This window comes from Streptomyces cavernicola, assembly GCF_029968035.1.
GTDB classification, from domain to species: domain Bacteria; phylum Actinomycetota; class Actinomycetes; order Streptomycetales; family Streptomycetaceae; genus Streptomyces; species Streptomyces cavernicola.
This window is the reverse complement of record NZ_JASCIQ010000026.1, coordinates 96,923-121,448: the sequence shown is the minus strand read 5'-3', so window position 1 is coordinate 121,448 and position 24,526 is coordinate 96,923. Positions and strand designations below refer to the sequence as shown.

The following is a 24,526-nucleotide window of genomic DNA, read 5'->3' as shown; positions in this document are numbered from 1 at the left end:
CTTTCGCGGCTGTTGGGCCGTTCCGACGAGTGAGACTTTAGCGGAATCCCGGCCCCGAACCTAATCGGGGCTGCGCCCTTTCGAACGCGGATTCCACATTCCGCAAAAGCACACGAAAAGAAGACCGCGACGATGCGCGGTTCGATCAGTGGGTTCTTGCTGAATGGCTGTCCGGGGACCAACCGAAGTCGGCGCTCACGTCGGACAACTCGAAGGACTCTACGTAGGCCGAATGGCCCTGTCAACCTCGGGCTGGGCTGGCTATGGTGGCTGCATGACTACGCACGCGTGCACCCAGGAGTGGTGGGCCGCCTGACGGCGGCCGTACTCACGCGTGCATCAACGGCCGCCGCCTCGGCGGCCGTTTGCGTATCCCCTTCCTGAGGACCGCGGCTCGGCCGGCGGACCGGCGGTGGCCACGACTCAGGAGGAGCAGCAGTGACGCGGATCTTCAGTGGCATCAAGCCGACCGGGCACCTCACCTTGGGGAACTACCTGGGCGCGCTGCGCCAGTGGGCAGAGGGGACCAGCACCGCGCGGAGTCGTTGTTCTGCGTGGTGGATCTGCACGCCCTCACCGTGGAGCACGATCCGGCGCGTGTGTACCGGCTCAGTCGGCAGGCGGCGACGTTGATGCTGGCGGCCGGGCTCGATCCGGAGCGGTGCGCGGTGTTCGTGCAGAGCCATGTCGACGAGCACGCGCGGCTCTCGTATCTCCTGGAGTGCGTCGCCAACGACGGGGAGATGCGGCGGATGATCCAGTACAAGGAGAAGTCCGCGATCGAGCGGGAGCGGGGCGGGAGTGTGCGGCTGTCGCTGCTCACGTATCCCGTGCTGATGGCGGCGGACATCCTGGCGTACGGGGCGGACGAGGTTCCCGTGGGTGAGGACCAGACGCAGCATGTGGAGCTCACCCGGGATCTGGCGGTTCGGTTCAACCAGCGGTACGGGCACACCTTCGTGGTCCCGCGGGCCACGCCGCCGAAGGTCGCCGCGCGTGTGATGGATCTGCAGGAGCCGACGTCGAAGATGGGCAAGTCGCACGACTCCACCGCGGGGATCGTCTATCTGCTCGACGAGCCCGATGTCGTACGGAAGAAGGTGCTGCGGGCCGTGACCGACAGTGGGCGGGAGGTCGTGTACGACCGTGAGGCGAAGCCCGGGGTGTCGAATCTGCTGGAGATTCTGGCGGCCTGTGAGGGGCGCGGGCCCGAGGAGTTGAGCGGGGCCTTCGATTCGTACGGGGAGTTGAAGAAGGCGGTCGCCGAGGCCGTCGTCGAGTTGCTGCGGCCGGTGCGTGAACGGCACCGGGAGCTGTGTGCCGAGCCGGGGCGGGTCGACGCGGTGCTGCGGGCCGGGGCCGAGAAGGCGCGGGCGATGGCGCGGCCGACGGTGGACGCCGCGTACCGGGCGATGGGGCTGATGCCTGCCTGAAGGTGGCGCGCGGCGCCGTTCGCGAGGAACGGCGCCGCGGCTGTCTCAGCCGTTGCCGGAGGCCAGTTCGCGGCTGCGGTCGCGGGCGGCTTCGAGGGCGGCGATGAGGGCCGCGCGTACGCCGTGGTTCTCCAGCTCGCGGATGGCGTTGATGGTGGTGCCCGCGGGGGACGTGACGTTCTCGCGGAGCTTGACCGGGTGTTCGCCGCTGTCGCGGAGCATCACGGCGGCGCCGATGGCGGCCTGGACGATGAGGTCGTGGGCCTTGTCGCGGGGCAGGCCGAGGAGGATGCCGGCGTCGGTCATGGCCTCGACGAGGAAGTAGAAGTACGCGGGTCCGGAGCCGGAGAGCGCAGTGCAGGCGTCCTGCTGGGCCTCGGGGACGCGGAGGGTCTTGCCGACGGCGCCGAAGATGGCCTCGGCGTGGGCGAGGTCGTCCGCGCTGGCGTGGGAGCCGGCGGAGATGACGGACATGCCCTCGTCGACGAGGACCGGGGTGTTCGGCATGACGCGGACGACCGCGGTGCTCGCGGGGAGGCGTTCCTCGATGAAGGCCGTGGTGATGCCCGCCGCCGCGCTGACGACCAGGCGGTCCGCGGTGACGTGCGGGGCGAGTTCGTCGAGGAGTGCGCCCATGTCCTGCGGCTTGCAGGCGAGGATCAGGGTGTCGGCGCGCTTGGCGGCCTCGGCGTTGGCGACCGGGTCGACGCCGTAGCGGGTGCGGAGTTCCTCGGCGCGTTCGGCGCGGCGGGTGGTGACCAGGAGGTCTGCGGGGGCCCAGCCGGCCCGGATCATTCCGCTGAGCAGGGCCTCGCCGATCTTGCCGGTGCCGAGGACTGCGACTTTCTGGGTCATGAGCGGGTGCCTTCCGGTGAGTCGTCCACGGTCATCCTCGCATCGCGACCGCGCGTCCGGTCCGGCTGTCCGATGGGCGGTACGACTCTCCGTACGGAGGTGTCTCAGGGCGTGCGGCGGCGGAGGGTGGCGGCGCCGAGGGCGAGGACGAGCAGGGCGCAGGCGGCTACGACGAGGACGTCACGGACGAAGTCGGCGGTGATGTCGGTGTGCGCGAGGACTTCGTTCATGCCGTCGACCGCGTACGACATGGGGAGGACGTCGGAGATGGCCTCCAGTACGGGGTGCATGGTGTCGCGGGCGGCGAAGAGGCCGCAGAGGAGGAGCTGGGGGAAGATCACCGCCGGCATGAACTGGACGGCCTGGAACTCGGAGGCCGCGAAGGCGGAGACGAAGAGGCCGAGTGCCGTGCCGAGGAGGGCGTCCAGGAGGGCGACCAGGAGCAGCAGCCAGGGCGAGCCGATGACGTCGAGGCCGAGGGCCCACAGGGCGAGGCCCGTCGCGAGGGCGGACTGGACGACGGCGAGCAGGCCGAAGGCGAGGGCGTACCCGAGGATCAGGTCGGCCTTGCCGAGGGGCATGGCGAGGAGGCGTTCCAGGGTGCCGGAGGTGCGCTCGCGGAGGGTGGCGATGGACGTCACCAGGAACATCGTGATCAGCGGGAAGATGCCGAGCAGTGAGGCGCCGATGGCGTCGAAGGTGCGCTGGCTGCCGTCGAAGACGTAGCGCAGCAGGAGCAGCATCACGCAGGGGACGAACAGCATCAGGGCGATCGAGCGCGGGTCGTGGCGGAGTTGGCGCAGCACGCGCGCGGTGGTGGCGATCGTGCGGGACGCGGAGAAGGCACGCGCGCGTGCGGATGGATTTGCGGGTCCGGGCGCGGGTCCGGGGCCGGGTCCGGGTGGGGCGGTTTCGGCTGAGGGGGTCATCGCGCCTGCTCCTGTCGTTCGGCGGTGGTCGTGTCGTCGGCGTTCGCGTGTGCGTCGGCCTCGTCGACCAGGTGGAGGAAGGCGGACTCGACGCTTCCGGAGGCTTCGCTGAGGGCGTCAGGGGTGTCGTCGGCGAGGATCGCGCCCTCGCGCATGAGGAGGAGGCGGTGGCAGCGCTCGGCCTCGTCCATGACGTGCGAGGAGACGAGGAGGGTGGCGCCGCGGTCGGCGATGGCGTGGAAGAGGTTCCACAGGTCGCGGCGGAGCACCGGGTCGAGGCCGACGGTGGGTTCGTCGAGTACGAGGAGTTCGGGGCTGCCGAGCAGGGCGACGGCGAGCGAGACGCGGCTGCGCTGGCCGCCGGAGAGGGCGCCGGCGAGGGCGTCGGCGTGCGAGGTGAGGTCGACCTCGGCGATGACGCGGGCGACGTCGTCCCGGCGGCGGGCGGCGGCCGCGCGGCCGGGGTCGAGGATCGCGGCGAAGTAGTCAAGGTTCTGGCGGACCGTCAGGTCGTCGTAGACGGAGGGGTCCTGGGTGACGTACCCGATGCGGGAGCGGAGCTCGGGGGCGCCGGCCGGGTGGCCGAGGACCTGGAGCGTGCCGGTGACCTTGGCCTGAGTGCCGACGATCGCGCGCATCAGCGTGGTCTTGCCGCAGCCCGAGGGGCCGAGGAGGCCGGTGACCTGGCCGCGCGGCACGTCGAAGCCGAGGCCGCGAAGGACGGGGCGGCCGCCGCGTACGACGGAGAGGTCGGCGGCGTGGACTGCGGGCTGCACGGCTGCTGCCCCTCCGGTCGAATAATTCATCACGTGATGAATTATTCTCCTGGGTGAGCCAGGGCGTCAAGACGTGGGGCTCGCCGCTACGCGCGCTTCTTCTTGCCGCGGTTGGCCGGGTTGCCCGCGCGGCGCGACGTACGGCGTTCGTACTGCTTGCGGGCCGCCTCGTACTCGGCGCGGCGGAGCTGCTCGCCGGGGGCCTCGGTGAGGGAGCGGAGGAAGTACGCGAGCAGGGCGCCGATGAAGCCGATGGCGGTCGCCGAGCGCAGCGACGCCTGCGTCCGCGGGTCCGGGCGACGGCTGTACGCGTCCCAGGTGCGGCGGAAGGCGAGCGCGCTGCAGATCGCGAAGACGGCCACGACGAGGATGTCGACGAAGGCGCCGACCTGCGCGATCTCCAGGCCCTCGTACGCGAAGCGCAGCAGCAGGCAGCCGCCGAACGCGGCCGAGATCGAGCCGAGGGCGACGGCGGCGCGGCGCAGCCCGTACTTGCCGGAGTGGTCCAGCCAGGTCGTGCCGAAGAAGCGGATGGGCTCGGGCTCGGGGCCGCCCGCGGTTTCCCGGGCGCTGGGCGCCGGTTCGGATGCGTCGCTCACGTCGTCGATTATCGCGCGCGGCGGGGCGGATATACGGAGCGCGCGCTACCGCACCCGAGGGCGTCCGTTGTCGGTGCGGCGCGCTAGTTTGGTCGGACGGCCGGTGCGACGGCCGGGGGCGACTGGGGGAGGTCGGCGGCAGTGCGGCTGCGATCAGGGGATCCGGAGGCGATCGGCGGCTACCCGCTGGAGGCGCGGCTCGGGGCGGGCGGCATGGGCACCGTCTATCTGGCGCGTACGGCGTCGGGGCGGCGGGTCGCGATCAAGCTGATCCATCAACAGTTCGCGGACGACGAGGAGTTCAGGACCCGGTTCCGGCAGGAGGTCTCGGCGGCCCGGCGGGTCAGCGGGGCGTTCACGGCGGCCGTGGTCGACGCCGACCCGGAGGGCGCGCTCCCGTGGATGGCCACGGCGTACATCGAGGGCCCCACGCTCTCCGAACGGATCGAGTCGGGCGGCCCGTTGGGCGGCGCCGAACTGCGCGCCCTCGCCGTGGGGCTCGCCGAGGCGCTGCGCGACATCCACCGGGTCGGCGTGGTGCACCGCGACCTCAAGCCGTCCAACGTGGTGCTCTCGGCGGAGGGCCCCCGGGTGATCGACTTCGGCATCTCGCGCGCCGCCGACCACCAGACGCTGACGATGACGGGGCGGGTCATCGGCACGCCGCCGTTCATGTCGCCGGAGCAGCTGCAGGCCCCGCGGGACGTGGGCCCCGAGTCGGACGTGTTCTCGCTCGCCACGCTGCTTGTGTTCGCGGCGACGGGGCAGGGGCCGTTCGACGCGGACAGCCCGTACATCACGGCGTACCAAGTGGTGCACGAGGAACCGAAGTTGAGCGAGGTGCCTGCGGTGCTGCGGGCCCTGGTGGAGCCGTGCCTCGCGAAGGACCCGGGCGAGCGGCCGTCCACGGACGAGCTGCTTGCCCGACTGCTCGCGCTTCCGGAGGACTTCGGGATGGCGGGATTCGGTACCCCTGCCGGCGCGGGCGCGGCGGTGGACTCCGCGACGCAGGTGCTCGGCGGGGGCGCGCGGGCGGAGGTTCGGGCAGGGGTGCGGACGGAGGTTCCCGGGCCGGAGCGGGCACCGAGGGAGGGCGCGGATTCGGGTACCGGGTCCCGTACGCTCACCGGCATCGGGCCCGGTCTGCGCAGACGCTGGCGGTCCGTGCTCGCCGCCGCCGTCGCGGTGACGGCGGTCGCGAGCGGCGTCACCCTGCTCGGCCCGGACCGCGGCGCGGACCACGGCTCGGACCCGCAGAACGCGGCGCAGGGCGAGCCGCCGGGGCCCGCCTCCACCGGAAAGCCACTGCCCGAGGGCTTCGCTCCCTGGCAGGTGTCGGTGCGGGGCGGGAAGGACATCCCCGACGAGCTGCGCTGTGTGCCGCGCGGCGCCGATGTGTACTGCGGGGGCGGCGGGGTCGTCGCCACCCGGCTGCGGGCCGCCGACGGCAAGCCGCTGTGGACGGTGCGGAGTCCGGGCGTACCGGCGAACGGGATGCACTTCGTCGGAGTGGCGGGGACGGCATCCGGGGACACGGCCACGAGCACCGCCGCAGGCGGGAATCCCGAGGGGTCCGAGGGTTCCGGGCCCACCGTGGTCGGCTATCGCATCCCCGACAGCGCCGCGCCGCCCCAGGTCGTCGCGCTCACCGAGGACGGCGAGGAGCGCTGGTCCGCACCGCTCGGCGGGGAGTCGACGCTGCTCATGGGGCGTACGCAGAGCGCGGTGCTGCACCGCGGGGACGTGCTGTCGGTGGACCCGGGCGGCAGCCGGATCGAGGCGCGGCGCGCGGGCGGCGACGGCAGCGTGCGCTGGTCCCGGCCGTTCCCGTCCGGGACGCAGTGCGCGCCGTACGCGCCGGGGCCGCGTGCCGCGCGCCTCTACGCGATCTGCGCCTCGACCGCGGAGGTCGACGCCGTCCAGATCCGCCGACCGATCCTGCGGCTCGTCGACCCGGCGGACGGGCGGCTCGGCGAGCCCGTGCCGCTCAAGGGTCCGTGGCGGCCCGTCGGCGAGGCGGACGGGAAGCTGGTGCTCGTCCAGGAGCGGATGGCCGGACTCGACCTCGCCGGGTACGCGGCCGTGGCGGTGTTCAACCCGCGGACCGGGAAGGTCTCCGAGCACGCGCTGCGCGGGGCGGACGGGGATGACGTCGAGGTGACCGACGGGGCGGCGCCCACGGTGGTCGCGGGCGCGCTGCACTTCGTCGAGCAGAACGGACGGGTGCACTCCGTGGACCCGGCGACCGGGCGGGTGCGCTGGTCCCGGCAGACCGGCGTCGAGTGGGCCTCGGCGCCCGTCGCCGCCGGCGGGGTGCTGTACTTCGGCTCGGCCAGCGGCCGCGTCGCCGCCCTGGACGTACGCGACGGGGACCTGGTGTGGGCCTCGCAGCCGCGGGTCGAGAGCCCCGGCAGCGAGACGGGTGCGACGGCCCGGGTGAGTCTGGCGGGGCGTGCGGTGATTGTTTCTGCTGGTGGGAACACGGTTTTCGGGTTCGATGCGGAGCGGCCGCCGGTGGAGGACTGACGTGGGCTGCGCCCCCGTGACCCTGCCTTGCTCGCGCGTGCGGGGGCGTCGCCGCGTGGGGCGTCGCCCCACAACCGCATCCTCGCCGTGCGCGTTCTGTTCGTCGGCGGCTGGCCCGTCCGTCGTGGCTGGTCGCGCAGTTCCCCGCGCCCCCTGTCGGGGCCGCCACCCCCACACAGCGTCCGCCCATCGGGGCCTCAGCAGCGAGGCGCCACGTAGCCGTCGCTGCCTGTGCGGACGTACGCGTCCGAGACGTAGCGGCCGGAGCCTATGCGGTCCCAGATGCGGGTCGTTCCCGTCGGGCCTGTGATCGTCTGGCCGGGGGTCTGGCACTGCAGCGTGACGCGGCTGCCCGCGCTGAGCGTGCCGATCTTCGCGTACGAAGTGCCGGGCCCGGAGCGGATGTTGACGTCGGCGACGACCGTGTACGTGCGCGTGCCGGCGGCCGCGGTCTGCATCGCCGAGACCGCGTCTCTGATCGTGACCTGCTCACTCATGCTGCTCTCCCCCGTGTCAGCGGCACGCCGTTGCGCGTGCCGTCCCCCATGAGGACGAACAACGGGCCCCCACCAGTTCCCTGGACGGGGGCCCGCAGCAGCGAAAGAGGGTCAGCCGAGCTTGGAGACGTCCCGCACCGCGCCCCTGTCCGCGCTGGTCGCCATCGCCGCGTACGCCCGCAGCGCCGCGGAGACCTTGCGCTCGCGGCCCTTCGGGGCGTACGTGCCGCCGAGCGCCGCCTCACGACGGGTCAACTCGTCCTCGTCCACGAGGAGTTCGATCTGCCGGTTCGGGATGTCGATGCGGATCCGGTCGCCGTCCTCGACCAGGGCGATCGTGCCGCCGGAGGCCGCCTCGGGCGAGGCGTGGCCGATGGACAGGCCCGAAGTGCCGCCGGAGAAACGGCCGTCGGTGATCAGCGCGCAGGCCTTGCCGAGGCCGCGGCCCTTCAGGTACGAGGTCGGGTAGAGCATCTCCTGCATGCCGGGGCCGCCCTTGGGGCCCTCGTAGCGGATGACGACGACGTCGCCCTCCTTGACCTGCTGCGTGAGGATCTTCTCGACGGCCTGCTCCTGGGACTCGCAGACCACGGCCGGGCCCTCGAACGTCCAGATCGACTCGTCGACGCCCGCGGTCTTCACGACGCAGCCGTCCACCGCCAGGTTGCCCTTGAGGACCGCGAGGCCGCCGTCCTTCGAGTAGGCGTGCGCGACGGAGCGGATGCAGCCGCCCTCGGCGTCCGTGTCCAGGGAGTCCCAGCGCTCGGACTGCGAGAAGGCCTCGGCGGTGCGCTTGCAGCCGGGCGCCGCGTGCCACAGCTCCTCGGCCTCGGCGGAGGCGGCGCCGCTGCGCACGTCCCACTCGTTCAGCCAGGAGTCGAGGTCGGCGGAGTGCACGGAGTGCACGTCCTTGTTGAGCAGGCCGCCGCGGTGCAGCTCGCCGAGCAGGGCGGGGATGCCGCCGGCGCGGTGCACGTCCTCCATGTAGTACGTCTTGCTGCCCGCGACGTTCGGCGCGACCTTAGACAGGCACGGCACCCGGCGCGAGACCGCGTCGATGGCGTCGAGCCCGAAGGGCACCTCGGCCTCCTGCGCGGCGGCGAGCAGGTGCAGGATCGTGTTGGTGGAGCCGCCCATCGCGATGTCGAGGGCCATGGCGTTCTCGAAGGCGTTGAACGTGGCGATGTTGCGCGGCAGGACGGACGCGTCGTCCTGGCCGTAGTACCGCTCCGTCAGCTCGACGATCGTCCGGCCGGCGCGCTCGTACAGGTCCTTGCGGGCCGTGTGCGTGGCGAGGACCGAGCCGTTGCCCGGCAGGGACAGGCCGATGGCCTCGGTCAGGCAGTTCATCGAGTTGGCGGTGAACATGCCGGAACAGGAGCCGCAGGTCGGGCAGGCGTTCTCCTCGATACGGAGCATGTCCGCGTCCGAGACGCTGTCGTTGACGGCCTCCGACATGGCGTCGACCAGGTCGAGCGTGCGGACCGTGCCGTCGACGAGGGTGGCGCGGCCGGACTCCATCGGGCCGCCGGAGACGAAGACCGTCGGGATGTTCAGGCGCAGGGCGGCGTTGAGCATGCCCGGCGTGATCTTGTCGCAGTTGGAGATGCAGATCAGGGCGTCCGCGCAGTGCGCCTCGACCATGTACTCCACGCTGTCCGCGATCAGGTCGCGGGAGGGCAGGGAGTAGAGCATGCCGCCGTGGCCCATCGCGATGCCGTCGTCCACGGCAATGGTGTTGAACTCGCGCGGGATGCCGCCGGCCTCCTTGATCGCCTCGGAGACGATCCGGCCGACCGGCTGCAGGTGGGTGTGGCCGGGCACGAACTCGGTGAAGGAGTTGGCGACGGCGATGACCGGCTTCCGGCCGATGTCGGCGCCGGGTACACCGGAGGCCCGCATAAGGGCGCGGGCGCCCGCCATGTTGCGGCCGTGGGTGACAGTGCGCGACCTCAGCTCGGGCATCGCCGATCGCTCCTTCATACAGGTCCTGGTTACGGGTCCCACTGGGGGGCGGCCTGAGATCCACTACGGGTCAGACTGCCCTTCGAGAGTACGCCCACGATCCAAGATCCGGACAGCCTGTCCGGAATGCGGGACGCCCGGCTCACGCATCGGGCACCGCCCGGCACCGCCGGCGGGCTCAGGCCTGCGTCAGATACCGCTGCAGCGTCGGCGCGACCAGGGCGACGATCTCCTCCTGGTCCACCGAGGCCAGCGGCTCGACCTTGATCACGTACCGGACGAAGGCGATCCCGATCATGTGCGAGGCGGCGAGCTCCGCGCGGAACTGGGGATTCGGTACGTCGAGGTCGCCGGCCACGCGCTCCAGGAGCCGCCGCAGGACGAACGTGCGCAGCGCCTTGGCCGCCGCCTCGTGGGTCACCGCGGAGCGGATCACGGCGAGGAGCGGGGCACGCGTGGCCGGGTTCTCCCACACCGAGAAGAAGAACCGCGCGAGCCGCTCGCCGACCTGCTCGGGGCCTTCGGCCAGTACGGCCGGGACGACCAGGGCGGGCTCGAAGCTGACCTCGATCGCGGCGGCGAAGACCTCGTCCTTGCTGCCGAAGTAGTGGTGCACGAGCGCCGCGTCGACGCCCGCGACCTTGGCGATGCCGCGTACGGACGTCTTGTCGTAGCCGCGCGCGGCGAACTCGGAGCGGGCCGCCTCCAGGATCCGCTCGCGGGCCGCGGGCCCCTGCTCCCGCTCGGTGCGCGAGGGCCGGCCGCGGCGGCGCGGCGGCTCGGCCTCGGCGCTCACGCGCGCTCCGACGCGGCGCGGCCCGAAGCCGTACGGCCCGACGCGGCCCGGTTCGAGGCGGACGCGAGGTGGAGCCGGGTGAACGCGAGGGCCTCGGCGAGGTCGGCCTCCCGCTCGGCGCTGGACATCGCGCGGCGGGTGTTGACCTCGATCACGACATGGCCGTCGAAACCGCCGAGCGCGAGCCGTTCGAGGAGCTCGGCGCAGGGCTGGGTGCCGCGGCCCGGGACGAGGTGCTCGTCCTTGGCGGAGCCGTTGCCGTCGGCGAGGTGGATGTGGGCGAGCCGGTCGCCCATGCGGTCGACCATCTCCAGGGCCTCGGTGCGGGCGGTCGCGGTGTGCGAGAGGTCGACCGTGAAGTGCCGGTAGTCGTCCTTGGTGACGTCCCACTCGGGGGCGTACGCGAGCATCTCGCGGTCGCGGTAGCGCCACGGGTACATGTTCTCGACGGCGAACCTGACGTCCGTCTCGTCGGCCATCCGCCACAGGCCGCTGACGAAGTCGCGCGCGTACTGCCGCTGCCAGCGGAACGGCGGGTGCACGACGACCGTGGACGCGCCCAGCTTCTCGGCGGCGGCCTGCGCGCGCTGCAGCTTCGTCCACGGGTCGGTCGTCCAGACCCGCTGCGTGATGAGCAGGCAGGGCGCGTGCACGGCGAGGACCGGGATGCCGTGATAGTCGGAGAGGCGGCGCAGGGCTTCGACGTCCTGGCTGACGGGGTCCGTCCAGACCATGACCTCGACGCCGTCGTACCCGAGGCGCGCGGCGATCTCGAACGCCGTCGCCGTCGACTCCGGATAGACCGAGGCCGTCGACAGGGCGACCTTCGCATCCGGGATGCGCACCACTGGTTCTGCCACGAAGGACAGGGTACGGGCCGCCGAGCCCCGCCCGGCAGGCGACCTGGACCCTGTCGCCGTACCGCCGCGTGCGGTTCAGCCCGTGGCCGTAGCCGCGCTCTCGTCCAGCTGGACGCCCTCCGGGAGGTGGTCCAGGCGGCGCAGGATCACGCCCTCGCGCAGCGCCCAGGGGCAGATCTCCAGGGTCTCGACGCCGAAGAGGTCCATGGCGCCCTCGGCGACGAGCGCGCCCGCGAGCAGCTGGGCCGCGCGCCCCTCGGAGACCCCGGGCAGCTCCCCGCGCTCGGCCACGGTCATCGCGGCCAGCTGCGGAACCCAGTCCTCCAGGGACTTCCGCTTCAGCTCCCGCTGGACGTAGAGGCCCTCGGCGGTGCGCGCGGCCCCGGCCAGCCTGGCCAGCTGCTTGAACGTCTTCGAGGTGGCGACCACGTGGTCGGGCTTGCCGAAGCGGCTGAACTCGCCGACGGTACGGGCGATCTGGGCGCGCGCGTGCCGGCGCAGCGCCTTCACGTCCTGCGGGTCGGCGGGGTCGTCGGGCAGCCAGGCGGCGGTGAGCCGGCCGGCGCCGAGCGGCAGCGAGACCGCGGCGTCGGGGTCCTCGTCGATGCCGTACGCGATCTCCAGGGAGCCGCCGCCGATGTCGAGGACGAGCAGCTTGCCCGCGGACCAGCCGAACCAGCGGCGGGCCGCGAGGAACGTGAGCCGCGCCTCGTCCTCGCCGCTGAGCACCTGCAGCTCGACCCCGGTGGCCTCCTTGACCGCCCTCAGCACCGCGTCGGCGTTGCCGGCCTCGCGGACCGCCGAGGTCGCGAACGAGAGCACCTCCTCGCAGCCCTTGTCCTCGGCGGCCTCCAGGGCCTCCCGCACGGTCGTGATCAGCAGGTCGACGCCCTCGGGGCCGATCGCTCCCGCCGGGTCGAGGAGTTGGGCGAGCCGCAGCTCCGCCTTGTGCGAGTGCGCGGGGAGCGGTCGCGCGCCGGGGTGGGCGTCCACCACCAGCAGATGCACCGTGTTCGAACCCACGTCGAGGACACCGAGTCTCATACGGAAAACGCTACTGCCCCCGGCAGGCCCACCGGTCCTCTCCACCAGGTCCGCACGCATACCCTGGATTCGTGGCCAAGACGAAAAAGGCGAAGAACGACAAAACCTCCAAACCTTCCAAGGCGTCCAAGAAGAAGGACGGGAAGAGCGCCGCGCAGGGCGAGAAGACCGGCGCCGGCGTTCCCGACGAGCAGGGTCTCGACTTCGCCCGCGCCTGGGTCGAGTTCCCCGATCCTGCCGATGACGAGCAGGTTTTCCGCTGTGACCTGACCTGGCTCACCTCGCGCTGGACGTGCATCTTCGGCAGCGGCTGCCAGGGCATCCAGGCGGGCCGCGCCGACGACGGCTGCTGCACGCTCGGGGCGCACTTCTCCGACGAGGACGACGAGAAGCGCGTGGCGAAGCACGTGGCGAAGCTCACGCCGGAGATCTGGCAGCACCACGACGTCGGTGCGGAGACGGGCTGGATCCAGGAGGACGAGGACGGCGAGCGCCAGACCCGCCGCTTCGAGGGCTCCTGCATCTTCCAGAACCGTCCGGGCTTCGCCGGCGGCGCGGGCTGCTCGCTGCACATCCTGGCGCTGCGCGAGGGCCGCGAGCCCCTGGAGACCAAGCCGGACGTCTGCTGGCAGCTCCCGGTCCGCAGGACATACGAGTGGATCGACCGGCCCGACGACACCCGGGTCCTGCAGATCTCCATCGGGGAGTACGACCGCAGGGGCTGGGGTCCCGGCGGCCACGACCTGCACTGGTGGTGCACCTCGGCGACCTCGGCGCACGGTGCGGGCAAGGCGGTGTACGAGTCGTACCGCCCGGAGCTGATCGAGCTGATGGGCGAGAAGGGGTACGCGCGCCTCGCGGAGCTGTGCGAGGAGCGGCTCGCGTCCCAGCTCCCGCTGGTGGCGCCGCATCCGGCGGACCCGTCCTGACCTGCCGGCCCGACCTGCGCGCCGCAGCCCCGGCCGGACTGCTGAACCGTCACTGCCGGGGCTGCTGAACCGTCACTGCTCAGCCGGACCGGCTCGGTGAGCCGGTGTCCGACGGGCTCGTCGTCGGCTCTGTGGGCGAACCGGTGGGCGACCCCGTCGGCGACGGGCTCGTCGGGCTCGGCGTGGGATCGGTCGGGCCCGGATCCGTCGGGCCCGGGTCCGTCGGCGACGGGTCGGTGGGGCTCGGGTCCGTGGGCGTCGGGTCGGTCGGCGTGGGGTCCGTGGGGCTCGGGTCGGTGGGCGTCGGCGAGGTGGGGCGGCCCGGATCGCTGGGCGAGAGGGAGCCCGCGCCACGACCGTCGATCACCACCACCGAGTCGCCCGGACCGATCCGCACGCGCGCGTGCCACGTGCCCGCGGGCTCCCGGCTCTCGTCGACGTACACCCGCACCGTCGTGGACTCGCCGGGTTCGAGCACCCCGGACGTCCGGCTCAGCCACAGCCAGGACGCGCCCTCGTACGCCGACCAGTGCACCGGCGCGCCGCCCGAGGCGGTCAGCGTGATGAGCGTCGAACCGCCGCTGGGCTGCGCGTCCACGGTGAGGCGGCCGGGGCCCACGCCGGTGCGCGAAGGTGCGGCGCCGGGGCTGATCACCTCGACCGAGACGTCCGGCGACCGCTTGTCCTCGGTGAACCGGGGGTCGGGCTCGCTGCGCGCGTTGCCCGCGTTCTCGTAGTGGTCCGCGCGGTCGCCGTCCAGGCCGGTGGCGCCGCCCTCGCTCGCGGTGACCGAGCGGCCGTCCATGGCCTCGCCGGTCAGCGGCGCACCTCGGTACGCCGCCCACAGGGCGAGCACCGGGGCCGCGACGACGGTGGCCACGACCGTCGTCGTCACCGCGCGGGCGCGCATCCGGTCCCGGCGGGCCGCGTGGTCCTTGGGGTCCATCGGGAAGCCCCGCCGGTCGAACCGCGGGGCGTGCGCACGCGCGCGTGGTGCCCGCGCCATCGCCCCGTGCACGGCGTCGCGCGGCGCCGGGACCACGGGCAGCGCGGCGGGCGCGGCGGAGGTGCCGGGCCAGGCGGCGGCCCCGGCGCGCTCGGCCGTACGACGGCAGCGCGGGCAGTCGTCGACGTGCCGGACGAGCTCGCGGCGCAGCGCGGCGCCCAGGAACACCTGCTGGTCGCCGGTGAGCCGGACGATGCTCGGGCAGGCGCCGGTCTCGACGACGGCGAGCGCGGCCCGGGTGCGCTCCACCTCGCAGGCCGCGGCGGCGAGCAGCTCACGCGCGGCATCCCCTTCGAGACCGAGCACCGAGGCGACCTCCCCGGCCGACAGGCCGTGCCGGACCGCGAGCTCCAGGGCCTCGCGCTGCTCGGGCGTGGTGCCGGCCGCCTCCGGCCAGGCGAGCAGGGCGAGTTGGCGGCGCCGCTCGCCCTCGACGGCGTCGGGCACGGCCGCTCCACCGCCGCTCTGCGCGGCCCGGCCCGCCACATGGGCGCCGCCCTGCCGCTTCCGCTTGGCCTCAGCGAGCCGCCGCAGACAGGCCCAGCGCGCGAGCGCGTACAGCCACGCGCGGCGGGCGGCCGCCTTCTCGGGGGCGCGTGACGAGCGCCGCTCGGCGAGCGCGAGGACGTCGCCGAGCGCGGCCGTCGCGGCGTCGTGGTCGCACAGCACGGACAGGCAGTACGTGAACAGGCCGTCCAGATAAGGCTCGTGGCGCGCCGACGGTTCCTGCGGGACGGTCCTGGGCGCACGACGGTGCGCCCGGTGTGCGCCGGTGGTCTTGGTGGGATGCTCCGGGCTACTGGTCGTCACGCGTGCGACCGTAGGGGCCGGGGGCAGGGGCGGTCCGCCCGCTTGCGGACCTTTAATCCTTACGGGTGAACAGATCCCTCGAAAGGGGACAGGAACGCCCCATTCCAGCGCACCGGCCGAGCAGGGGTCGCACAGAAGCACGCCCCGGTGCACAGCCCCCGCGAGCACGGCCACGACCGCCCCCGGCCCGCGTTGTCAGTGGCTCCCGCTACGGTTTCGCACATGGCTGCCCGTACGAAATCCACCAAGGACCGTCCGTCGTACCGCTGCACGGAGTGCGGCTGGCAGACGGCCAAGTGGCTCGGCCGCTGCCCCGAATGCCAGGCCTGGGGCACGGTCGAGGAGTACGGCGCGCCCGCGGTCCGCACGACGGCCCCCGGCCGCGTCACCAACTCCGCCCTGCCCATCGGCCAGGTCGACGGCCGCCAGGCCACGGCCCGCTCCACCGGTGTGGACGAGCTGGACCGGGTGCTCGGCGGCGGCCTGGTGCCCGGCGCCGTGGTGCTGCTCGCGGGCGAGCCCGGCGTCGGCAAGTCCACGCTGCTGCTCGACGTCGCGGCGAAGGCGGCGAGCGACGACCACCGCACGCTGTATGTGACGGGCGAGGAGTCCGCGAGCCAGGTCCGGCTCCGCGCCGACCGCATCAACGCCCTGAACGACCACCTGTACCTGGCCGCCGAGACCGATCTCGCCGCCGTTCTGGGCCACTTGGACGCGGTGAAGCCCTCGCTCCTGATCCTGGACTCGGTGCAGACGGTCGCCTCGCCGGAGATCGACGGCGCCCCCGGCGGCATGGCCCAGGTGCGCGAGGTGGCGGGCGCCCTGATCCGCGCCTCCAAGGAACGCGGCATGTCCACGCTCCTCGTCGGCCACGTCACGAAGGACGGCAACATCGCGGGCCCCCGCCTCCTGGAGCACCTGGTGGACGTGGTCCTCTCCTTCGAGGGCGACCGGCACGCGCGCCTGCGCCTGGTCCGCGGCGTCAAGAACCGTTACGGGGCGACGGACGAGGTCGGCTGCTTCGAGCTGCACGACGAGGGCATCACCGGACTCGCCGACCCCAGCGGCCTGTTCCTCACCCGCCGCGCCGAGCCGGTCCCCGGCACCTGTCTGACCGTCACCCTCGAAGGCCGCCGCCCACTGGTCGCCGAGGTCCAGGCGCTGACGGTCGACTCGCAGATCCCCTCCCCCAGGCGTACGACGTCGGGCCTGGAGACCTCCCGCGTCTCGATGATGCTCGCCGTGCTCGAACAGCGCGGTCGTATCAGCGCCCTGGGCAAAAGGGACATCTACAGCGCGACGGTCGGCGGCGTGAAGCTCTCCGAGCCCGCCGCCGACCTGGCCGTGGCCCTCGCCCTGGCGAGCGCCGCGAGCGACACCCCGCTGCCGAAGAACCTGGTCGCGATCGGCGAGGTCGGCCTCGCGGGCGAGGTCAGACGCGTCACGGGCGTCCAGCGCAGGCTGGCCGAGGCCCACCGCCTCGGCTTCACGCACGCACTGGTGCCGAGCGACCCGGGCAAGGTCCCGGCCGGCATGAAGGTCACCGAAGTCGCCGACATGGGAGATGCGCTGCGGGTCCTCCCCAAGTCCCGCCGCAGAGCGCCGAAGGAGGAGCAGAGCTCTTAGGCGACGCCGCCGCGGCTCTTGGGTGACGCCACAGCGGAATCTCCCCGTCCGCCCGAACTGCGCCCACCGCGGCGTCCGGAGCGTGTGTGCCGGGCGTCTCTGGGCAGGCGGGACTCTGCGGACACGGCCTGGGACCGCCGGTAGACTTTGCCCCGGTCTCGCCCACCCGTACGAACCAGGGGCCGTACGAGCAAGGGCCGTACGGCACCGCGCACCAGGCGTTCCGTACACACCGAGGGCAAGGAAACCGCGACCGGAGGAGTGCAGTGGCAGCCAATGACCGGGCGGCAGCTCCCGGCAAGTCGGGTGGGAGCTCCGGCTCCGATGGGCTGATGCGCGCCTCGCTGAGCGCGGTCGCGCCCGGTACGGCACTGCGCGACGGCCTCGAGCGCATCCTGCGGGGCAACACCGGCGGACTCATCGTGCTCGGCTCGGACAAGACCGTCGAGGTGATGTGCACCGGCGGCTTCGTGCTCGACGTGGAGTTCACCGCGACGCGACTGCGCGAGCTCTGCAAGCTCGACGGCGGCATCGTCGTCTCGTCGGACCTCTCCAAGATCCTGCGGGCCGGCGTCCAGCTCGTGCCGGACCCGACGATCCCCACCGAGGAGACCGGCACCCGGCACCGCACGGCGGACCGGGTCAGCAAGCAGGTCGGCTTCCCGGTGGTCTCGGTCTCCCAGTCGATGCGCCTGATCGCGCTGTACGTCGACGGGCAGCGCCGCGTCCTGGAGGACTCCGCCGCGATCCTGTCCCGCGCCAACCAGGCCCTGGCCACGCTCGAGCGGTACAAGCTCCGCCTGGACGAGGTCGCGGGCACGCTCTCCGCCCTGGAGATCGAGGACCTGGTGACGGTCCGGGACGTGACGGCGGTCGCCCAGCGCCTGGAGATGGTCCGCCGCATCGCCACCGAGATCGCCGAGTACGTGGTGGAGCTCGGCACCGACGGTCGCCTTCTCGCCCTGCAGCTCGACGAGTTGATCGCGGGCGTCGAGCCGGAGCGCGAACTCGTCGTACGGGACTATGTGCCCGCGCCGACCGCGAAGCGTTCCCGCACCGTCGAGGAAGCGCTGCACGAACTGAACGAGCTGACCCACCCCGAGCTGCTCGAACTTCCCATAGTGGCAAGGGCGTTGGGGTACACGGGCTCGCCCGAGACGCTCGACTCCGCAGTGTCCCCGCGCGGCTTCCGACTGCTCGCGAAGGTGCCGCGGCTGCCCGGCGCGATCATCGACCGTCTGGTGGAGCACTTCGGCGGCCTGCAGAAGCTGCTCGCCGCCAGCGTGGACGACCTGCAGACGGTGGACGGCGTCGGCGAGGCCCGCGCGCGCAGCGTCCGCGAGGGCCTCTCCCGCCTGGCGGAGTCCTCGATCCTGGAGCGGTACGTGTAGCAGGGGCCCGGGGCGCCGCCCCAGCCCCCGCCTCCCGTCCGCAAAGGCCGAACAGGCCTCTGCTCACGCCTCCTTGAGGACGAACGACGCCCGCGCCGTCGGCATCCCCGGCGTCTTCGCCTCGACCAGGTACGTGCCCGGCTCCGCCGAACCGGGGCGCGGGGTGGCGCACTGCTCCTCGCTCGGCTTGCGGTCCCACTCCACGGCGTGCGTGAACTTCCCGCCCTGGGCCACCTTCAGGAACAGATGGCCGGGGCCGCGCGGGCAGTCGTCCGAGGCCCACAGGACGTCGCCGCCCTCGGCCTGAGTGATCGTCAGGACCGTTCCCTCGGGGCCGACGTCGAGCTTGCAGGGGGTGCCCGAGGTGTTCTCCGCGATCATCTCGAACTTCGGCTTCTGGCCCGGCTCGTACGCGTTGCGGACGCTGCGCAGGGTCCACATCACCTGGGACGGCGTGCAGTTGGCGAGCGCCGCGCCCGCCGGGACGCGCGTACCGGAGCCGTCGACGACGCCGTTCTCTCCCACGTCGCCGGTGGCGCCGCCGACTCCGCCCGCATCACCGCCGTCGCCCGCACCGGAGCCCGCACCCGCTCCCGAACCGGAACCCTCGCCCGAGCCGCCGCCCTCGCCCGACTCATCGCGTCCGCCCGGCTGTTCACTGATCGCGGGGCCGGAACCGGAAGGTCCGGGAGTGATGGACGGCGCGGGTCCCTTGCCGTCCGGCGTACCCGATCCGCCGGTGTCGCTGCCGCCACCGCCGGTGACGGCCCAGACGACCAACAGCGCGAGCACGCCGACGACGGACAGCAGAACCGCCCTCCGGCGCCAGTAGATGGAGGAGGGAAGCGGCCCGATCGGATTACGCAGAGATCCCACGGCCCAAACCTTACGAGAGAACGGCCCCGACTCCCGCCCCACCCGCCGCCCTGGGCCCGGACTTTTACGGATCATCAGCCCGCAGCGCGACACCTCGGAACCGCAGAGCAGCACACCGGCGGGTGGCCCGCTGGTCGGAGCGGTCCGCGGCGTCCACGACCATGGAGAGCATGGAAAGCAACACTCCGGTCGACACCTCCGACCTCTATCGCGACATCATCGGCTTCGCCCACGACACCCCGGCCTGGCTGCAGACCCTGGCCGAAGTATGGACCGAGGCCGGGCTGTTGCTCTTCGGCGTGCTCTTCGCAGCGGCCTGGTGGCGTGCGCGGCGCGGCGATCCGCGCGCCCTGGCGATATCGGTCCTGGCCCCGCTCGCCACCGCATTCGCCTATGTGGTCAGCGAGTTGATCAAGTCGGCCGTGGACGAGGAGCGGCCGTGCCGGGCCGTGGCGGGCGCGGCCGCCGCCCTGGTGGAGTGCCCGGAGGTGGGCGACTGGTCGTTCCCCAGCAACCACTCCACGATCGCGGGCGCCGCGGCCGTCGCCCTGGTCCTCGCCTGGCGCTCGCTCGCCTGGCTGACGCTGCCGATGGCGGTGCTCATGGCGTTCTCGCGGGTCTTCGTCGGCGTGCACTACCCGCACGACGTGGCGATCGGCCTGCTGCTCGGCGCGCTCGTGGCGTTCCTGGTGGTCCGCCTCGGCGCCCGGCCCGGTGCGCGGGTCGCCCTCGCGCTGCGCGGTTCGTCAACGCAGGCGGTGCGCTGGTTCGCCGGTCCCGGTGACCGCGCCGCGGCGGGTGACGCGCTCGCCGGGCACGCGTCCGCGGCCCCGCAGCCCGCCCCGTACCAGGGCGAGCGGACCCACTGAGGCGACGGGGCGGTGGACGGCGTACGGCACGGCAATGTCCCCGCCCCCAACTCGCCCGTGGGACACTCGCCGTGCCATGACTGCGACCACCTCAACCCCCCAAGCCCCCGACGCTCCCGACGCGTCGCACTCGCTCCACGCACCCGTCATCGCGTGGTTCGAGTCGCACGCACGCGACCTGCCCTGGCGCCGCCCCGAAGCGGGCCCGTGGGGCGTGATGGTCAGCGAGTTCATGCTGCAGCAGACCCCGGTCAGCCGGGTCCTGCCGGTGTACGAGCAGTGGCTCGCGCGCTGGCCGCGCCCCGCGGACCTGGCCAAGGAACCGCCCGGCGAGGCGGTCCGCGCCTGGGGCCGGCTCGGCTACCCGCGCCGCGCGCTGCGCCTGCACGGCGCGGCCGTGGCGATAACCGAACGGCACGGCGGCGACGTACCGCGCAAGCACGCGCAGCTGCTCGCGCTGCCCGGCATCGGCGAGTACACGGCGGCGGCCGTGGCCTCGTTCGCGTACGGGCAGCGGCATGCGGTGCTCGACACGAACGTGCGCCGGGTGTTCGCGCGGGCGGCGACCGGCGTGCAGTACCCGCCGAACGCCACCACCGCCGCCGAGCGGAAGCTGGCCCGCGCCCTGCTGCCCGAGGACGAGGAGCGCGCCGCGCGCTGGGCGGCCGCCTCGATGGAGCTCGGCGCGCTGGTCTGCACGGCGAAGAACGAGGACTGCGCGCGCTGCCCGATCGCCGGCCAGTGCACGTGGCGCCTCGCCGGGAAGCCCGCGCACGAAGGCCCCGCCCGGCGCGGCCAGACGTACGCGGGCACCGACCGGCAGGTCCGCGGCAAGCTGCTCGCCGTGTTGCGGGAGGCCGTGGCGCCGGTGCCGCAGGCCGCGCTCGACCGGGTGTGGGACGAGCCGGTGCAGCGGGCCCGCGCGCTGGACGGCCTGGTGTCGGACGGGCTGGTCGAGCCGCTGCCCGGCGGCCTGTACCGGCTGCCGCTGAGCTGAGTCCGTACGTACGACGCTGAAGGCCCGCACGGCTTTGGTCGTGCGGGCCTTCGCCGTGCCCCGGGGCCGTACGCCCGGAGGCGCGCACCCGGGGGCGCGCATCGGAGCGTGCGCCTGCAAATCATTTCCCTACACTGGCCTTACACCGCGCAAATGCTGTCTGACCAGGCATAACGCCGGGAATTCTTAGGTCCGCTCGCCCCTGTTACACAACCGAGGGGTAGCCGTGCGTCCCCCGCAGGCTCCTTCGCGAAGCCTCGTTACACCGCGTCCGTAGCTTCGGAGATGTACCGGAGAGACATCCGGTTCCACTTCGGATGCAGGTGTGAGAACGGAGGCGGTTGAGAATGGCGCACGGCGAGGTGCTCGAATTCGAGGAGTACGTCCGTACCCGGCAGGACGCCCTGCTGCGCAGCGCCCGCCGCCTCGTGCCCGACCCGGTGGACGCCCAGGACCTGCTGCAGACCGCGCTCGTGCGGACGTACCACCGCTGGGACGGGATAGCCGACAAGCGGCTCGCGGACGCCTATCTCCGCCGCGTGATGATCAATACGCGGACCGAGTGGTGGCGGGCCCGGCGCCTGGAGGAGGTCCCGACCGAGCAGCTGCCGGACGCCAGCGTCGACGACTCCACCGAGCAGCACGCGGACCGCGCCCTCCTGATGGACGTGCTCAAGGTCCTCGCCCCCAAGCAGCGCAGCGTGGTCGTCCTGCGACACTGGGAGCAGATGTCGACCGAGGAGACGGCTGCCGCCCTCGGAATGTCGGCCGGTACGGTCAAGAGCACGCTGCACCGAGCACTCGCCCGGCTCCGCCAGGAGCTGGAGAGCCGCAATGCCGAGACCGGTGCGGACGGCGTGCTCGGAGTGAAGGAGCGGGAGCGTTGCACGGCCTGAAACGGCTCGGCGGACCCAAGGGACCCAAGGCGGCGAGTGCGGCGGCGCTCGCCGCCCTCGCCCTTTGTGTGTGCACCCTCGCCTCCTGCAGCACGGGCGGCACCGGCACGCGCGACGAGGGCCCGGCCCGCAGCGACCAGGTCGCCCAGGGCTCACCGGCCCCGGCCGCCACCCCCGGCAAGGAGCACGCGGTCGACCCGATCCGGCTCGTGCGCGAGGACCCCAAGGTCAGCAAGGCGGTCAAGGCCGATCTGAAGCCCTGCGCGGGCGACTCGTACCCGGTGGACGTGAGCTACGGGAACTTGACCGGCGGATCCCGCAACGACGTCGTCGTCAACGTCCTGACCTGCTCGGACGCCATCGGTATCGGCTCCTATGTGTATCGCGCCAAGGGCGGGGCGTACGAGAATGTCTTCCGCACCGAGGAGCCCGCGTCGTACGCCGAGATCGACCGGGACGGACTGACCGTCACACGCCAGACGTACGAGAAGGACGACTCGGTGGCCCTGCCCTCCGGGGAGGACATCACCCTCTACGAGTGGCGGGACGGCGCCTTCGTACAGACCAGGCACTGGACCAACCGATACGGCAGCGCGGGCGGCGATGTCAGACCCGCGCCCGAGAACTGAGAGCGAGCGGATGGCCGAGCAGACCCATGTCCTGTTCGTCGAGGACGACGACGTCATCCGCGAAGCGACGCAGCTCGCCCTGGAGCGCGACGGCTTCGTGGTCACCGCCATGCCCGACGGCCTGTCCGGCCTGGCGGCGTTCCGGTCGAACCAGCCGGACATCGCGCTGCTCGACGTGATGGTGCCGGGGCTCGACGGCGTCTCGCTGTGCCGGCGCATCCGGGACGAGTCGACGGTGCCGGTGATCATGCTCTCCGCGCGGGCCGACTCCATCGACGTGGTCCTCGGCCTGGAGGCCGGCGCGGACGACTACGTGACGAAGCCGTTCGACGGTGCCGTGCTCGTCGCCCGTATCCGGGCCGTCCTTCGGCGGTTCGGGCACGCGGGCGGGTCGGCGGGCGGCGCGGGGGCCGCTGCGAACGACGGCGACGGCCGGGTCGGCGGCGGCGTCCTTGTCTTCGGCGACCTGGAGGTGGACACGGAGGGCATGGAGGTGCGGCGCGGCGGCGCCCATGTCGCCCTGACGCCCACCGAGATGCGGCTGCTCCTGGAGTTCTCGGCGGCGCCCGGCACGGTCCTGTCCCGCGACAAGCTCCTGGAGCGGGTGTGGGACTACGGCTGGGGCGGGGACACCCGCGTCGTCGACGTCCATGTGCAGCGCCTGCGCACCAAGATCGGCCAGGACCGGATCGAGACCGTCCGCGGCTTCGGCTACAAGCTCAAGGGATGACGGGGGATGACGCTCGAGCGATGAGGCTGACCGGGCTGAGGCTGAGCGGACGCCGCCTGACCGAACTCCCCAAGGGGCTGCGCACGGGCCTGCGCTGGAAGCTGAGCGCGGCGATCGCGCTGGTCGGCGCGCTGGTGGCGATCGCGCTCAGCCTCGTCGTGCACAACGCGGCGCGCGTCTCGATGCTGGACAACGCCCGCGATCTGCAGGACACCCAGCTCCAGATGGCACAGCGGCTCTACGAGTCCTCCAAGAGCCCGCGCCTGCAGAGCAAGATCGACGACCCCGAACTGCCGCCCGAACTGCGCGCCAAGGCCGAGGCCGGCCGCCGCGCCACCCACGTCCAGGAGACGAACGGCGCCCCGGACATCTGGGCCGCGACCCCGGTGAGCGGCGGCCACATACTCTCGCTCCACTCCCGCTTCACCGACCGCAGCGCCACCGTGATGAAGGACCTCGACCAGGCCCTGATCATCGGCTCGATCGCGGTCGTCTTCGGCGGCTGCGCCCTCGGCGTGCTGATCGGCGGCCAGCTCTCCCGCCGCCTGCGCGAGGCCGCGGCCGCCGCGCACATGGTCGCCCAGGGCCAGACCGAGGTCCGCGTCCGCGACGCCATAGGCGGTGTCGTACGCGACGAGACCGACGACCTGGCGCGCGCCGTGGACGCCATGGCCGACGCCCTGAAACAGCGGTACGAGGCGGAGCGCCGGGTCACCGCCGACATCGCGCACGAGCTGCGCACCCCGGTCACCGGACTGCTCACCGCGGCCGAGCTGCTGCCGGAGGGCCGGCCGAGCGAGCTGGTCAAGGACCGCGCGCAGGCGCTGCGCACCCTGGTCGAGGACGTGCTCGAAGTCGCCCGCCTGGACGGCGCGTCCGAGCGGGCCGAGCTGCAGGACATCACGCTCGGCGAGTTCATATCGCGCCGGGTCCGCGCCATGTACCCGGACGTCGAGGTGCGGGTGGTGCACGAGTCCGAGGTGACCACCGACCCGCGCCGCCTGGAGCGGATCGTCGGCAACCTCCTCGCCAACGCCACCAAGCACGGCGGCGCCCCGATCGAGATCTCCGTCGAGGGCCGCGTCATCCGCGTACGCGACCACGGCACCGGCTTCCCCGAGGACCTCCTCGCCGAGGGCCCGAGCCGCTTCCGTACCGGCTCCACCGACCGCGCGGGCCACGGCCACGGCCTCGGCCTCACCATCGCCGCAGGCCAGGCCCGGGTCCTCGGCGCCCGCCTGACCTTCCGCAACGTCGGCCCGGACCACGGCGACGGCCCGGCGGAGGGCGCGGTGGCAGTCCTGTGGCTCCCGGAACACGCCCCCACGAGCACGGGCAGCTACCCGATGCCGGAATTGGGCACCTTGGGCCTGGCCCCCGGAAGCGCCTCCGGTCCGTCGAGCCCTTGAACACTGCGCGCTTGATGCCGGGCCCCCGCCCCCGGACCTGATCCAGCCCTGTCCGCGGGCTTGGTCCGGCACCTCGGG

The 24,526-nt window shown here is 72.9% G+C and carries 21 protein-coding genes and 1 pseudogene; 11 read left to right on the top strand and 11 right to left on the bottom strand.

The features are described from left to right. Positions 1-438 precede the first annotated feature (438 nt). A pseudogene (gene trpS, locus QIS96_RS23900) lies at positions 439-1,433 on the top strand (tryptophan--tRNA ligase). Positions 1,434-1,478: 45 nt separating this feature from the next. Here the strand turns inward: trpS and proC are convergent. From proC to QIS96_RS23880, 4 genes are all read right to left on the bottom strand, one after another. Next, positions 1,479-2,288, bottom strand: coding sequence for a pyrroline-5-carboxylate reductase (proC, locus tag QIS96_RS23895; protein WP_282544761.1), 810 nt, complete (start codon positions 2,286-2,288; stop codon positions 1,479-1,481). Between the two features lie 104 nt (positions 2,289-2,392). Continuing rightward, a complete protein-coding gene (locus tag QIS96_RS23890; RefSeq protein ID WP_282544760.1) occupies positions 2,393-3,217 on the bottom strand; it encodes an ABC transporter permease in 825 nt (274 codons plus the stop codon). Next, complete coding sequence (locus QIS96_RS23885; protein WP_282544772.1) at positions 3,214-4,023, bottom strand: ABC transporter ATP-binding protein; 810 nt, start codon at positions 4,021-4,023, stop codon at positions 3,214-3,216. Before QIS96_RS23885 ends, QIS96_RS23890 begins: the two co-directional genes overlap by 4 nt. Before the next feature lie 56 nt (positions 4,024-4,079). Beyond that, positions 4,080-4,592, bottom strand: a complete 513-nt coding sequence (locus QIS96_RS23880; RefSeq protein WP_282544759.1) for an EamA/RhaT family transporter — start codon at positions 4,590-4,592, stop codon at positions 4,080-4,082. 141 nt (positions 4,593-4,733) lie between these two features. On the opposite strand from QIS96_RS23880, the gene QIS96_RS23875 reads away from it, so the two are divergent. Further along, on the top strand, positions 4,734-7,118 hold the full coding sequence (locus QIS96_RS23875) for a protein kinase domain-containing protein (RefSeq protein WP_282544758.1): 2,385 nt from the start codon (positions 4,734-4,736) through the stop codon (positions 7,116-7,118). A 197-nt stretch (positions 7,119-7,315) separates the two neighbouring features. On the opposite strand, the gene QIS96_RS23870 is transcribed toward QIS96_RS23875, so the two are convergent. The 5 genes from QIS96_RS23870 to QIS96_RS23850 form a co-directional block, all read right to left on the bottom strand. Further along, positions 7,316-7,615: an SH3 domain-containing protein gene (locus QIS96_RS23870; RefSeq protein ID WP_408907242.1), complete on the bottom strand. Its 300-nt coding sequence runs from the start codon at positions 7,613-7,615 to the stop codon at positions 7,316-7,318. Between the two features lie 111 nt (positions 7,616-7,726). After that, complete coding sequence (ilvD, locus tag QIS96_RS23865; RefSeq protein WP_282544757.1) at positions 7,727-9,580, bottom strand: dihydroxy-acid dehydratase; 1,854 nt, start codon at positions 9,578-9,580, stop codon at positions 7,727-7,729. A 178-nt stretch (positions 9,581-9,758) separates the two neighbouring features. Further along, positions 9,759-10,376: a TetR/AcrR family transcriptional regulator gene (locus QIS96_RS23860; protein WP_282544756.1), complete on the bottom strand. Its 618-nt coding sequence runs from the start codon at positions 10,374-10,376 to the stop codon at positions 9,759-9,761. After that, positions 10,373-11,236, bottom strand: a complete 864-nt coding sequence (locus QIS96_RS23855; RefSeq protein WP_282544755.1) for a sugar phosphate isomerase/epimerase family protein — start codon at positions 11,234-11,236, stop codon at positions 10,373-10,375. The genes QIS96_RS23860 and QIS96_RS23855 overlap by 4 nt, the downstream gene beginning before the upstream one ends. A gap of 75 nt (positions 11,237-11,311) precedes the next feature. After that, the gene (locus tag QIS96_RS23850; RefSeq protein WP_282544754.1) at positions 11,312-12,280 is read right to left on the bottom strand and encodes a Ppx/GppA phosphatase family protein; all 969 of its coding nucleotides are present in this window, start codon (positions 12,278-12,280) and stop codon (positions 11,312-11,314) included. 71 nt (positions 12,281-12,351) lie between these two features. On the opposite strand from QIS96_RS23850, the gene QIS96_RS23845 reads away from it, so the two are divergent. After that, a complete protein-coding gene (locus tag QIS96_RS23845; RefSeq protein ID WP_282544753.1) occupies positions 12,352-13,209 on the top strand; it encodes a hypothetical protein in 858 nt (285 codons plus the stop codon). 79 nt (positions 13,210-13,288) lie between these two features. Here QIS96_RS23845 and QIS96_RS23840 read toward each other — a convergent pair whose 3' ends face one another. Continuing rightward, positions 13,289-15,025: a BACON domain-containing protein gene (locus QIS96_RS23840; protein WP_282544752.1), complete on the bottom strand. Its 1,737-nt coding sequence runs from the start codon at positions 15,023-15,025 to the stop codon at positions 13,289-13,291. Positions 15,026-15,247: 222 nt separating this feature from the next. Here QIS96_RS23840 and radA point away from each other — a divergent pair, with 222 nt between their 5' ends. Beyond that, a complete protein-coding gene (radA, locus tag QIS96_RS23835; protein ID WP_282544751.1) occupies positions 15,248-16,651 on the top strand; it encodes a DNA repair protein RadA in 1,404 nt (467 codons plus the stop codon). A 266-nt stretch (positions 16,652-16,917) separates the two neighbouring features. Beyond that, complete coding sequence (gene disA, locus QIS96_RS23830; protein WP_282544750.1) at positions 16,918-18,042, top strand: DNA integrity scanning diadenylate cyclase DisA; 1,125 nt, start codon at positions 16,918-16,920, stop codon at positions 18,040-18,042. Between the two features lie 63 nt (positions 18,043-18,105). Here disA and QIS96_RS23825 read toward each other — a convergent pair whose 3' ends face one another. After that, complete coding sequence (locus tag QIS96_RS23825) at positions 18,106-18,918, bottom strand: hypothetical protein (protein ID WP_282544749.1); 813 nt, start codon at positions 18,916-18,918, stop codon at positions 18,106-18,108. 170 nt (positions 18,919-19,088) lie between these two features. On the opposite strand from QIS96_RS23825, the gene QIS96_RS23820 reads away from it, so the two are divergent. The 6 genes from QIS96_RS23820 to cseC all read left to right on the top strand — a co-directional run bounded on the left by QIS96_RS23820 (position 19,089) and on the right by cseC (position 24,448). Next, on the top strand, positions 19,089-19,787 hold the full coding sequence (locus QIS96_RS23820; protein WP_282544748.1) for a phosphatase PAP2 family protein: 699 nt from the start codon (positions 19,089-19,091) through the stop codon (positions 19,785-19,787). A gap of 76 nt (positions 19,788-19,863) precedes the next feature. Then, entirely contained in the window at positions 19,864-20,784 is a 921-nt protein-coding gene (locus QIS96_RS23815; protein WP_282544747.1) for an HhH-GPD family protein, read from the top strand. Between the two features lie 347 nt (positions 20,785-21,131). Beyond that, a complete protein-coding gene (locus tag QIS96_RS23810) occupies positions 21,132-21,680 on the top strand; it encodes a SigE family RNA polymerase sigma factor (RefSeq protein ID WP_282544746.1) in 549 nt (182 codons plus the stop codon). Beyond that, complete coding sequence (locus tag QIS96_RS23805) at positions 21,668-22,309, top strand: hypothetical protein (protein WP_282544745.1); 642 nt, start codon at positions 21,668-21,670, stop codon at positions 22,307-22,309. Before QIS96_RS23810 ends, QIS96_RS23805 begins: the two co-directional genes overlap by 13 nt. A gap of 10 nt (positions 22,310-22,319) precedes the next feature. Beyond that, a complete protein-coding gene (cseB, locus tag QIS96_RS23800; protein WP_282544744.1) occupies positions 22,320-23,039 on the top strand; it encodes a two-component system response regulator CseB in 720 nt (239 codons plus the stop codon). 20 nt (positions 23,040-23,059) lie between these two features. Beyond that, positions 23,060-24,448: a two-component system sensor histidine kinase CseC gene (cseC, locus tag QIS96_RS23795; protein WP_282544743.1), complete on the top strand. Its 1,389-nt coding sequence runs from the start codon at positions 23,060-23,062 to the stop codon at positions 24,446-24,448. Positions 24,449-24,526: the final 78 nt, after the last annotated feature.